13 protein-coding genes are annotated in these 10840 nt (G+C 54.4%); 4 read left to right on the top strand and 9 right to left on the bottom strand.

The features are described 5' to 3' along the window. Positions 1-49: 49 nt before the first annotated feature. The 8 genes from ORD17_RS08425 to ORD17_RS08390 all read right to left on the bottom strand — a co-directional run bounded on the left by ORD17_RS08425 (position 50) and on the right by ORD17_RS08390 (position 5259). Positions 50-421 carry a hypothetical protein gene (locus ORD17_RS08425; protein WP_308387921.1) on the bottom strand — a complete coding sequence of 124 codons (372 nt, stop codon included), beginning with the start codon at positions 419-421 and terminating at the stop codon, positions 50-52. A 213-nt stretch (positions 422-634) separates the two neighbouring features. Then, a complete protein-coding gene (locus tag ORD17_RS08420) occupies positions 635-808 on the bottom strand; it encodes a DUF2892 domain-containing protein (protein ID WP_308390082.1) in 174 nt (57 codons plus the stop codon). Between the two features lie 82 nt (positions 809-890). After that, positions 891-1553, bottom strand: coding sequence for a Crp/Fnr family transcriptional regulator (locus ORD17_RS08415; RefSeq protein ID WP_308387919.1), 663 nt, complete (start codon positions 1551-1553; stop codon positions 891-893). Between the two features lie 261 nt (positions 1554-1814). Next, positions 1815-2213, bottom strand: a complete 399-nt coding sequence (locus ORD17_RS08410) for a group II truncated hemoglobin (RefSeq protein WP_308387918.1) — start codon at positions 2211-2213, stop codon at positions 1815-1817. Positions 2214-2226: 13 nt separating this feature from the next. Then, positions 2227-2958 (bottom strand): DUF2202 domain-containing protein, encoded by a 732-nt coding sequence (locus ORD17_RS08405; RefSeq protein ID WP_308387917.1) that lies wholly within the window; start codon positions 2956-2958, stop codon positions 2227-2229. Positions 2959-2986: 28 nt separating this feature from the next. Continuing rightward, positions 2987-3430 (bottom strand): PadR family transcriptional regulator, encoded by a 444-nt coding sequence (locus ORD17_RS08400; protein ID WP_308387916.1) that lies wholly within the window; start codon positions 3428-3430, stop codon positions 2987-2989. Positions 3431-3631: 201 nt separating this feature from the next. After that, entirely contained in the window at positions 3632-4411 is a 780-nt protein-coding gene (locus ORD17_RS08395) for a 2OG-Fe dioxygenase family protein (protein WP_308390081.1), read from the bottom strand. Between the two features lie 122 nt (positions 4412-4533). After that, positions 4534-5259: a Crp/Fnr family transcriptional regulator gene (locus tag ORD17_RS08390; RefSeq protein ID WP_308387914.1), complete on the bottom strand. Its 726-nt coding sequence runs from the start codon at positions 5257-5259 to the stop codon at positions 4534-4536. A 274-nt stretch (positions 5260-5533) separates the two neighbouring features. Between ORD17_RS08390 and ORD17_RS08385 the strand changes: the two genes are divergently transcribed. From ORD17_RS08385 to ORD17_RS08370, 4 genes are all read left to right on the top strand, one after another. Next, positions 5534-6985, top strand: a complete 1452-nt coding sequence (locus ORD17_RS08385) for a cytochrome ubiquinol oxidase subunit I (protein WP_308387913.1) — start codon at positions 5534-5536, stop codon at positions 6983-6985. Positions 6986-7034: 49 nt separating this feature from the next. Continuing rightward, on the top strand, positions 7035-8120 hold the full coding sequence (locus ORD17_RS08380) for a cytochrome d ubiquinol oxidase subunit II (protein WP_308387912.1): 1086 nt from the start codon (positions 7035-7037) through the stop codon (positions 8118-8120). Between the two features lie 83 nt (positions 8121-8203). Continuing rightward, positions 8204-8476 (top strand): hypothetical protein, encoded by a 273-nt coding sequence (locus ORD17_RS08375; protein ID WP_308387911.1) that lies wholly within the window; start codon positions 8204-8206, stop codon positions 8474-8476. Positions 8477-8798: 322 nt separating this feature from the next. Then, on the top strand, positions 8799-8984 hold the full coding sequence (locus ORD17_RS08370; RefSeq protein ID WP_308387909.1) for a hypothetical protein: 186 nt from the start codon (positions 8799-8801) through the stop codon (positions 8982-8984). A gap of 245 nt (positions 8985-9229) precedes the next feature. Here ORD17_RS08370 and ORD17_RS08365 read toward each other — a convergent pair whose 3' ends face one another. Then, complete coding sequence (locus ORD17_RS08365; RefSeq protein ID WP_308387600.1) at positions 9230-10825, bottom strand: IS66 family transposase; 1596 nt, start codon at positions 10823-10825, stop codon at positions 9230-9232. Positions 10826-10840: the final 15 nt, after the last annotated feature.

Here is a 10840-nt window from a genome sequence, read left to right as displayed (position 1 = left end):
CGGACAATCCCGCCCAACGGGCTGGGAGGCGCTCGTCTTCAGGAAAAACTCAGATCAGTAGCCGGACCTGCGAAAGGGGTGGCGGGTGCGCCCAAACCAAGACGAGATCCAGGAACGTCGCGATGGAAAAACGCAACGGCGGCAATGAGAACCACAGGAGCGCATAGAGTGAGACTGCCGGGAGAATGAGGTGGCCAAAGACCGAACCATCCGGGGCATGGGCCAAGGCGCAGAGCGCAACACAGGAATGACCCTGCATCCCGGGCATGGCCATTTTTCCGTCCATCATTGGGCAATGCATGGGCATGTCCCGCATGCTTGTCATGGACATTTCTGCCATCCGGCTGCAATGGCAAAAGTCCGGAAACACCGCATCAGCCAATGGCAGCAACAACAGGATCAGGCTGAAAAGGACCGTCATCCGGGCTCGCAATAGGGCACCCAGCCGTCCCCCGCCGTAGCTGCGGGGGAAAGAGGTGAATCTGGGCGAAGTGCTGCAAGCAGTCACAGGATTCTGGAGGCCCCTAAATGGATAAGGAAATCCTTATGGATAAATGCTAGCATTGCATCTTGCTGTAATGTCAAGGGGAAAAAGCCCCCTTGCCAGACAGTGTCTAAAGGAGCCTACAGCGCCTTATTTGCGCAGTGGACAGGTGCGCAACCCCAGGAGAGAGTAAAGTGGACACCAGCCCACCAGGCCCGTCAGCAGGGGTACCACGCCGACCCACCCCCAAGGGGTTTGCGGACCCACAAAGACCAGTATCAACAAACCCACTCCAACCAAAACCCGGATACCCCGATCAACCATTCCTTCGTTTAACATGACGCTGCTCCGCATAGTGGATACGGTAGCAGCATAGCGGTGGAACCCTTGGGTTGCAGTGACTTAATCACCAAACATCCGCCGCCAGACGTTCCAGTGCTTGGCGATCCAGAATTTGCACCAAGCCGGTACGGCGATGCAGCCATCCCCGCGTCTCAAAATCCTTTAACAAGCGGCTGATCACCTCCCGCGCCGAACCGAGCTCGAGGGCAAGTTCCTGGTGAGTAATCGTCAAATGTCCCTGGTCACCGCTCAAGCTGAGAAGCCGGCGCGCTAGGCGCACATCTAGGCGGGTGAATGCCACTTCTTCCATCACCAGGAGCATCTCGCTGAGACGTTGTCCATAGGCCTGAAACACGAAGTCACGAAACGATGCCGAGGCAGCAATGGCTTGTTGGAAAGCATCCGCAGCTAGAGTAATGGCCTGTACAGGGGTTTCGGCAAGGCCCATGGCCGGGTAGCGGTGATGACTAAGCAAACAAGCGGTGGTCAGTATGCACGTTTCTCCCGGCCCCACTCGGTAGAGCACAATCTCTCTTCCCTGGGGCGAGCACTGCTGTACCCGAACCGAGCCGGACAGAACGAATAGATAACGGCTGCAAGGACTGCCTTCCTCGAACACTACGGTACCATGTGACAGCGACAGGCGTTCGACCTGCTGCAGTGCCTGCAAAGCCACAGGATCGGAAATCTGCTGTAGCGCTGGAAAATGAGAATACCAATTGTCCACGGAGAAATTGTTACCTCATCTAAAAAGAAACCAAAGGCAGGATTCAAACCTTACCGTGCGCTATCACAATATTTCCCGAAGATTGGTGGACACACAAATCCCGGCAACGAGAAATGGGATATCTCGCGACGTCTGGCTTTAATCTACTGCTATCGATTGGGGCCATCATTGGCAGTCCAACAGCGCGTTCCATCTGTACCCCCACCACATTTACCTCGGAAGAAATGCTTTCGGAATCGCTGCAGTCGGCCGTTGTCCCTATCAACAGTTACGCATGGCATCTGCCGTTCGTTGCAAGGCTGTCTGCAGGTGCTCATGAACTTCAGGCGCTATTGCTTGCCTCTTCATGGCCTCAAGCATGCATTCCATCCATTGGTCTCGAGCTTGGTTATTTACGGGAAAGCTCGCATGGCGAGCACGTAGACGAGGATGACCGAACTTTTGTACGTACAAGTCTGGCCCACCAAGCCACCCGGAGAGAAACAAGAATAGTTTTTCTTTCGACTCTGAGAGGTCTTCAGGATGCATTACGCGCAGTGGGGTATGCCACTGCGCGTCACTGTCCATTAGATCATAAAAGCAATTTACCAGCTTGCGCAGTGCCGCTTCCCCACCCAACAACTGATATGGCGACTGGCTTGGTTCAAGATTCACGCTCATGCATCTCCGTTCTCTATGAAACTGCAATGTGTTCCGAATCACATTCTTCGTGGGCAGACAGGGACGTGCGCAGAAATTCGTCTGGTGACAAATGTTGTGGATGGTAGACGATCCCCATTTTTTCCTTCCAGCGATAAAATGCACGAAGATGGTTGCGTGAGCCACGTTCTAGCTCACGATACACCATGCGGATCGCCTCTTTGTCGGTTTGCTTGCTGGCCTGCTGCAGGTCGGCAATGTCTAGTTCCTCGATCAGCAAGCCCACGCGAATCGCTTCTTCTTCACTACGCAGGCCCTGGGCCAACAGGTCATTGTAGAGCCTTTGCAGTGTCGAGCTGTGAAATGAACCCACACCCAGTCCTTGCACGGGATCTTCTAAGCCATAATGGTCCAGCAGAGCTAGCATACCATCCATGTGTGCTTGTTCTGAACCAATGATATTACCAAAGGGACGAATGCCCCAGCGCTCAAAAAGACGCAGATAGACATCGCGGGCAATTTTCTCTTCCTCTCGCATGAGTAATAAGCCTTCTTTCTCGCTGGCGGTAAGGCTGTCCCGTGGGCCCCGCGCAATATTTGCTCGAATATCGGCTACGTGCGCTTTCCGTTGTGCCGAGTTCGGACGTCTATCCAAACTTTCAGGGTCACGAGTTAGTCCGGTACCCACTTTTATCCCTCTTCTTCCTCGCCCCCTTCCCTGGCCCATCCCTCGTCCGGTTCCTCTACCCATCACAATCGAATTCATTCCGTATTCCTCCAAGATTTCTCGTAACCTACCGATCCAATGCCTGGATTTCTTCCAGGGCCTTTGCCAAGATTTCTTGTACCTGCAGCATCCACTCCGGGGACTTCCCGGGTAGTGAAATGCGTTCATGCACTGCGTCCTGCAATGCGCGCAGACGCACTCGGGTTTGCTCTCCAGCGTCCTTTCCCAAGTTGCTTAGCCGTTCTTCAATGGCGGCGGCCAGCGCCTGGTTTTGGGCCAGGAATTTTTGCCCTTGCTCCGTCAAGTGGTACAAACGCTTATTCCCTTCCAGGGTGACCGATAGGATTCCCTGATCCTCCAGCATGGAGAGCATGGGATACATCATGCCGGGGCTAGGACTGTATGTGCCGCCAGACTGCTCCTCTAGCAGCTTGATCAGGTCATAACCGTGTCGTGGCTGCTCGGCAATCCGCCGCAGTACGACATAGCGCAACATCCCTTGATCGAGCATCCGTCCGCGACGCCGTCCTCCCCCACATCTCCGCGGGTACTCTGCGTCCTGACATCTCCCGTTTCCTTGCTTCACTATCGACTCCCGATTGGGCTGGCCTCAAGGCCACATCCTTACTATCTTAGATATATCTTATAACGGTACTCAGGATTGTCAAGGCCGAAGGATTGCCCAAATGGTCTCAGATCGTGGTGAGATACCCTATCGATCCTCCGGATCCAGGAAACCCTCTGCCCGATACGTCAGCACCAAGGTATCCCGCCAGCCCAGTTCGTTGTTTATGCTGGGCTCTATCGGAGAGGTCTCGTGGATCACTTGGGTGTCATCCAAGAGAAGCACGCTGCAAGGTTCGGACAGGGTGAGGCGACTCAACTCTGTACCCGTCTGGGTAAAGACGCGGGTCTCGCCGCCATGGATCTTCTGCCGTTGCAACACGATGATTGCGATGAAATCCACCCCATCTCGATGCGCGCCTTCCGGTGTTGGCCGACCGACACCTCCGTCCGTGGTGATGCGAAATTGGTGTGCCTCAATGAACCATTGTGCAGCGGGACGGATGGAAGCAAAAAATTCTCCCAAGCCCAGCAATAGCGGTTTCCATGCCGCTGCCTGCGTCAGCGGCACAGAGAGTGGCGCAAACCAGCGCTCTATACCGCCGTGCAAGGCGTTATACGTCGTTGGTTGCCAATGGGCTCGATGAGGTACGGGGAGTAAGCCCTCCGCGACGGGTTTCGGGCCCAGCGTCTGAATGAAACTACTATGGCGCCGCCGTCGATACCGTCCGCCATCCCGAAGATATGCATCCAAGGGAAGATCATCCCAAATAGCCACTAGCGGTGCACACCGGCTCGTTTCCAAGTGGAGAAGCGTCGACAGCTGCTCCGCAGTGAGGGCATACCACCCCTGTCGAGCGAATCGATTTCGCAGGTCTGCATTGGAGTTCGTCGGTACAGATAGAGGTGCATCAACAAACTCTTTCATAATCATAGCCATCCGATTTCCATGGTGTCGTCGTTGGGAGGAATATATCGTGAACAAGGCGCGGCAGGGTGCTGGCCGTCCGTCCTGTTGCCAGCGTTGCACAGTGCCACTCTGCTAGCCAATCAACCCAGGTCGCTATCACTTGCTTCAGCCTCTGGAAAAAGGAGGTTTCGCAGCCGTTGGTAATCGACTTGGATCCAGCCATGCTGCTCACGAATCAAGTGTTGCCGCTTAAATTTTGCCATGATTCGGCTGAGGTGGGCGGTCGACATGCCCAGGTGGCTGGCCAATTCCTCCCGGTGGAGTGGCAGGGAAATTTTCTGTCCATCGGGAAAGTCCCGACACCAACGCGTCAGGAAACCTGCCACACGGAGTTCCGCGCTTGCGGAAAGCACCAAGAGGAGATGATTCTCTGTTTCCTGGTGTGCCTGCTGGAGCCGCATGCGAATTGCTTGCCGGACGCGTGGTTCTTGCTCGCACCACTGGTGCAGGGCAGTTACCTCTAAAGAACAGATATGTGCATTTTCCAGAATCGTCGCCGTGTGCTGGTAATACGACTGATCCAGTCCCTCAAAGCCCCAGATATCGCCACTGCGCAAAAGCTGTACGAGATGCGTCTCCCGTGGGCCGGTTTTCTCCAGCTTGACGACACCACTGCGAACGACAAAAGCCGTGGCGGCGGGCTGCCCCTCGTGGCTCAGCACTGTGCCGCGGGTCGCCTGCAGATCATAGACGGGCATCGGTAACTGCTGTAAATCTCCCGTCGATAGTCCTGCGAAAATACTCCACCGATGAATTGGGCAGCTACCGCAGGGAGAAAGCCCCAGGTTCATCACTTGGTCGGCCATTCGAGCACGTCTCCGGTGATCGTTGATAGAGTAAGAGTAGCGGATAGGCATTCGAAAGCAAGCGAAATCACATTGGAAATTGCGAAATATCATTATTGGGGTAAAGCAAGCGGATGTTGGTCTCTTTTTATGGTGATATGCACACAATTATAAGTGACAATTCACAATTCATTTTTTCAACCCCCTGTTTTTTAATGCCGACAATGCCGGGCACGCTTGATGCTTCATCATCTACAGTCGCTACCACTTGTGGCGTCTTTGGAGGTGAATTGTCATGCTAATGGAAAATACTTTGCCGATCCTATTGAGTCGGCTGGACTTTGCCTGGATTACATCCATGCATATCCTATGGACGCCGCTAACCATCGGCGTCTCTTGGATTCTTTTTGGGCTGGAGGTCGCTTGGTTGCGCTCTGGCGACGAGCGATGGTATCGCCTGGAGCGGTTCTTCGAAAAAATCTTCATTGTCAATTTTGGCGCTGGTGTCGCAACGGGGGTAACCATGGAGATGGCCTTCGGCATTCTCTACGGTCCGTTCTCACAGGCCGCAGGTCCGTTCTTTGGCAACATCTTGGGCTTTGAAACCATTACTGCCTTCATGTACGAGGCCGGCTTCATTGGTCTCATGGTCTTTGGGTGGAACAAGATCGGCAAGGGAATGCACCTGTTTTCCACGTTCAATGTGGCGCTCGCCTCGAGCCTATCGGCGTATTGGATCCTAGTCGCCAATTCCTGGATGCAAACTCCAGATGGGGTCGTACTGAAGAACGGCATTTTTCAGGTCACCAATTGGTGGCATGCCATATTCAATGCCAATGCCCGCTGGGGATTTCCACACATGTGGGTGGCGACCATGGTGTTGGGCTTCTTCGTGCTGGCTGCTGTAAGTTCTTGGTATATCCTGAAAAACCGTCATGCCGACTTGTTCCTCAAGATGCTCAAGCCGGCGGTATTGGCATTGCTGATCGTAACTCCGGTGCAAATCTGGCTGGGCGATAGCTTGGGAGTGGATGTAGCGCATTCCGAGCCTACTTCTCTGGCGGCTATGGAAGGTCATTACCATACCTACTTACCCGATGGAAAAGTGAACACTGGATGGCATTTGATCGCCATACCAAATGCAAAGAATGACGGCAATGTCTTTGCCATCACCATTCCTCATGTATTGAGCCTATTAGAGACCCACACCCTGAACGGTAAAGTGACAGGTATGGACGCCTTCCCGGCTAAAGATCGTCCTGACGTATGGGTACCGTTCTATGCCTTCCGGATCATGGTCGCCATTGGCTTCTTTCTCTTCTTCATGGCGCTGTGGGGCACTGCTCTGATAATGCGCGGTAAGTTTACGGTGTCCGGATTGCGGCAACGGCCTTGGTTTTTGCGATTGATGGTGTTCAGTGGGTTTCTCCCTTATCTCGCGATCTGGACCGGCTGGTGGACACGCGAAGTGGGCCGGCAACCTTGGGTGGTGTATGGACTCATGCGCACCTATGAAGGCACCAGTCACATGGGAATTGGGCAAGAAGTGATTTGGTTCCTGGGGTATATCACCTTCGAACTGAGTGTCTGGGCGGGCGCCTGGTATTTCTTTAGCAAGATTATCCGCAAGGGTCCGGATCTTCATAGCCCATTACCCGGTGCGCACGAAGAAGGGGAAGCCCCAGAAGCGGGCGGTGGTTTGGTCACTCCCCACTTTGCCAAGCCAGTATTGCGGCAAGAACCGTGATGACGTTTCCCTCGAACCTGGTTCGAGGGATAGCACAAGGAGCTTACTCATGTTGTTTGATATTGGCAGAATCGCTGACACACTCACCACTTGGTGGTGGTTGTTATTAAGCCTGATTTTCCTTTTCTACATCGGCCTGGATGGCGCAGATTTGGGTGCCGGGATTTTTGCTCTGTTTTCTCGTGATGAGGAAGAGCGTGGTGCCATCATGGCGTCCATGGCCGGGATGTGGGACGGTAACGAAACTTGGCTGGTGGTAGCAGGTGGCGTACTTTTTGGGGCCTTTCCCCTGGTGTATGGCTCGGCATTCAATTATCTCATGATCCCGCTCATGCTTGCTTTATGGGGAGTCATCTCTCGTGCCGTGGCATTCGAGTTTCATGTCCACGCGACGGGTAGTAAGAGATTGTGGGGCAGAGCCTTCGCCTTCGGAAGTTTTCTTGCCCCATTTGGTGCGGGTTTGGCCCTGGGTGCAACCTTGCAGGGATTTCCCATGAAGGTAGGCCCGGCTATGGCCGCACACGCGCCTGGGTTGTTTGTCAATTCACCCGTGCCGCATTATAGCGGGAATGCATTGACCTTCTTGACGCCCTTCTCCTTCTTTACCGGTATTGGTGCAGTCATCGCCGCCGGACTTGCAGGTGGCCTCTATCTGTGTGCCCGCTTTGAGCCGGGAGATGAAATCAATGTCAAGGCGCAAAAGTGGACCACCTTATTTTCCTATATTGCCTTAGCCGCGATTGTCGTGGTGGTAATTTGGTCGTATGCCATTTTCCCTTGGGCGGCAGCAAAATGGACCGGCCCCCACTGGTGGATATGGGCCCTTTGGTTGGCGGTGGTGCTCTTTGCTGCCTTCAAATCGATGATGGCACATTCGATGCAGAGAGATTTTATCGCGTTGCTTTGGGGAGAAGGGGTGGTGGCACTACTCTGGTTTGCCATGTGGGCAACCATGTTTCCCTACATCGTCCCGAACACCTGGACCATCGCGCAGGCTGCTAACCCGGCAGACTCTATCGCGGTGTTTACCTTGTTCATGACGGGGTTTGTACCCATCATGATTCTCTATAACTGGTACCAGATCTGGGTATTCCGTGGTCGGTATACCAAGAAAGCAAGTTATCTGGCGCATTAGCAAATAAGGACGTGGGGGGCAGGCACTACCGTTTTGCCCTCCTCGCCTCCGTGCTGATCGGCTGAAACATGGGAGAACGAGCAGTGGCCATTAGACAACTGATGAATCAACAACAGGAAATGATTGGGAAAGCACGAAGTGAATTGCTTGATGTACTTGATGTGCTCGAGAATCGTCATGAAGTGCTGCAGGATAAATGGCAGAATGTTCTCGAAGCTCTACCAGAGGACTGTTCTGATGATCTCGTCCAACATAAAATCTTGATGGAAACAGAGATATCGCGTTATCGACGTTATCTGCTGTTGATCCGAGATCACCTGCTGCAGCAGGAAAACCGACTACTGCTTCGATGGTGAAAAGAAGGATTGCAAGGACAACATCACGACAGAGAAGTCCAACAAATGCCGGTTATTCTCTCTACGGATACGTTTTCCAAGATATTGGCAATAGGAGTGCCCTATGGAAATGGTGAAATCATAATCAGGGGGATATCAGATTACGTTATCCAAGGCCGATGCCGAGTCCATTAGCAGCGAGCTGCTCAAGCAGGCCGTAAATTGCAATAGAGCAGCACTGGATCTAGCTTATCTTGCAGCAGAAGCAGCATTATCTTTAGATAACACATTTCAGCAGCCGAAATACTTTCTGCAGTGTTCGTAGTCATAATGGAGATATCTTATGCAATGCAAGACAGAAGCGCAGGCTATTTCTCTGACCTTGTCAGAGCGGGAAATACGTCAGTTGGCGCAGGCGCTGCGAAATCTTCCCAAACCAGGCACCAAAGTAGAGGCTCTAGTTTCTTTATTGCAGAATATTCCCGAAATCGATAAAGAGGGCTGGGAAGACCGTAGGGAATGGGTCTGAACCATTCTCTAGACTGCACATAAGTTTGGATGCAGCAGGAGATAATTTCGCAGATTGCCAATCTAACAAGGCGATTGGGTTTCTTAACGACAGTGCAGCAGCCGTCACGTCTGTGTAGTCACTTTGGAGGCCGGGCGATTTCAATCTTGAAGTGCAACACCGCTACTTAACTCCTTGAGTTTCTGTGCCATTACTTCCGCTGGCGATTATTCATCTCCTCGTAACCGGTCTCCCCGCGGCGTTCTTTATGCGGGCTTGCGGACGTGATACAGCGGAGAACGCAGGGGGTTGGCGGCGAAGTGCTCTTTCCAGAGTCTTGGGGTGAGCTGCGCCACGTCCTTGGCGGGGTGGGTGGCCACCCGTTGCAGGACATCGACGAGGTAGTCGTACGGGTCCACCCCCTGAAGCCGGCAGGTACTGAGCAGGCTCTGGATGATCCCGAGATACTCGGCGCCCAACTCGGTCCAGCAAAAGAGCCAGTTCTTCCGGCCCAGGGGAATCGGTCGGATCTGTCGTTCGATGTGGTTGCTGTCTATGGGTACGTCGGGATCTTCCAGAAAGACTTGGAGCGGACCTTTGCGGCTATGGACATAGGCCAAGGCCTTGGTGAAGAGGTTGCTCGGTAGCAGGGCGATGTCCTGGAGCTGTTGCTCTACCCAGTGGAAGAAGGCTGTCACCAGCGGCAGGGTATGTCGTCTGCGGTATTCCCGCTTGGCCTGCCCGGTGAGTTGTTTCTCCTGGATTTCTTCCTCGATGCGATAGAACTCCCGGATCTGCCGGAGGGCTTCGGCCACCCGCTCGGGCTCATGGGCCTCGGCCTTGACGAATTCTCTGCGGCTATGCGCCCAGCACTGGGCATGGACTAGCCCTTCGTTCTCTTTCTGGAACCGGGCATAGGCGGCATAGCCATCGCTCAGGAGTACGGTGCCCGGCGGCAGCTTGCCGAGTAGCTCTTCGATGTGGACCGTGCCCCGGGTGGCGGCATAGGGAAAGCAGATCTCCTGGGCATCGCCAAAGACGGGCCAGAAATACCCTCGGTGCATCTTGCCCTTCCCTGACAATCCGGCCTTGATGGGGGTTTCATCCATGGTCAGCACCCGCGATTGGCGAATGCTCTCGAACTGCGCCGCATAAATCGGTGCAAGCAGGAAGATGGAGCGTTGCACCAAGTCCGTGAGCCAGGAGCGGCTCACCCGCAGCCCCTGCTGGGTCATGCGCTGATGTTGCCGATACAAGGGCAGATGGTAGAGGAATTTGTCGATCAGGATTCCCGCCAGGAGACTGACGTCAGCCCGACCACCCTCCAAGACCGCGGCAGGCGCCGGGGCCTGGGTGATCTTTCCGGAGTCGCGCAGTTTCACTACGGGCCGCTCGTATTTGAGAACTACATAGCTGGCGGGCTCTTGGGCCAAGCGATAGCTGATCTTGGTGTCGATGATCTCATAGGCCGAAGGGTCCAGCCCCTGGGTCTCGGGAGCCGGCAGCACGATGGTTTCGACCGGCAGGCGCGATTCGTCGAAGAAGGGCAGGCTCTCTGCCTTCTCCTCGGGGCGCTTGGCCACCGTGCGGGTATGGGCAGCGACGGTACGGGTAGGAACCGGCTGTTTTTCCTGCGCCTCGAAGATCTCGCCGAGACTGAGCTGCTCTATGGGAGGAGGCGGAAGACGGCGCTCGCTCTTGGGTCCGAAGAGCTGGCGGCGAAACCAATCCAGCTGGGCTTGAAGACCTTGGATCTGTGCCTGAAATTCTTCCCGCAGGGACTGGTTGAGGAGCACCTGCAATTGCCAAGCGGCGAGGGCTTCGGGGTAGTTGCGTGGGAGCGAGGAAGTCTCTGTTTCCATTGCAGAATCATAGCG

Origin of the sequence: Acidithiobacillus sp. AMEEHan, from assembly GCF_030996345.1 — a bacterium.
GTDB lineage: Bacteria > Pseudomonadota > Gammaproteobacteria > Acidithiobacillales > Acidithiobacillaceae > Igneacidithiobacillus.
Note: the sequence above shows the minus strand (reverse complement) of the source record. Positions and strands in the feature narration are given on the sequence as shown.

Coding starts and splice junctions, on each gene's coding strand:
- ORD17_RS08425 (WP_308387921.1), bottom strand. CDS start 421: ATGACGGTCCTTTTCAGCCTGATCCTGTTGTTGCTGCCATTGGCTGAT.
- ORD17_RS08420 (WP_308390082.1), bottom strand. CDS start 808: ATGGTTGATCGGGGTATCCGGGTTTTGGTTGGAGTGGGTTTGTTGATA.
- ORD17_RS08410 (WP_308387918.1), bottom strand. CDS start 2,213: ATGAGCGTGAATCTTGAACCAAGCCAGTCGCCATATCAGTTGTTGGGT.
- ORD17_RS08405 (WP_308387917.1), bottom strand. CDS start 2,958: ATGAATTCGATTGTGATGGGTAGAGGAACCGGACGAGGGATGGGCCAG.
- ORD17_RS08400 (WP_308387916.1), bottom strand. CDS start 3,430: ATGCTCGATCAAGGGATGTTGCGCTATGTCGTACTGCGGCGGATTGCC.
- ORD17_RS08395 (WP_308390081.1), bottom strand. CDS start 4,411: ATGAAAGAGTTTGTTGATGCACCTCTATCTGTACCGACGAACTCCAAT.
- ORD17_RS08390 (WP_308387914.1), bottom strand. CDS start 5,259: ATGGCCGACCAAGTGATGAACCTGGGGCTTTCTCCCTGCGGTAGCTGC.
- ORD17_RS08385 (WP_308387913.1), top strand. CDS start 5,534: ATGCTAATGGAAAATACTTTGCCGATCCTATTGAGTCGGCTGGACTTT.
- ORD17_RS08380 (WP_308387912.1), top strand. CDS start 7,035: ATGTTGTTTGATATTGGCAGAATCGCTGACACACTCACCACTTGGTGG.
- ORD17_RS08370 (WP_308387909.1), top strand. CDS start 8,799: ATGCAATGCAAGACAGAAGCGCAGGCTATTTCTCTGACCTTGTCAGAG.
- ORD17_RS08365 (WP_308387600.1), bottom strand. CDS start 10,825: ATGGAAACAGAGACTTCCTCGCTCCCACGCAACTACCCCGAAGCCCTC.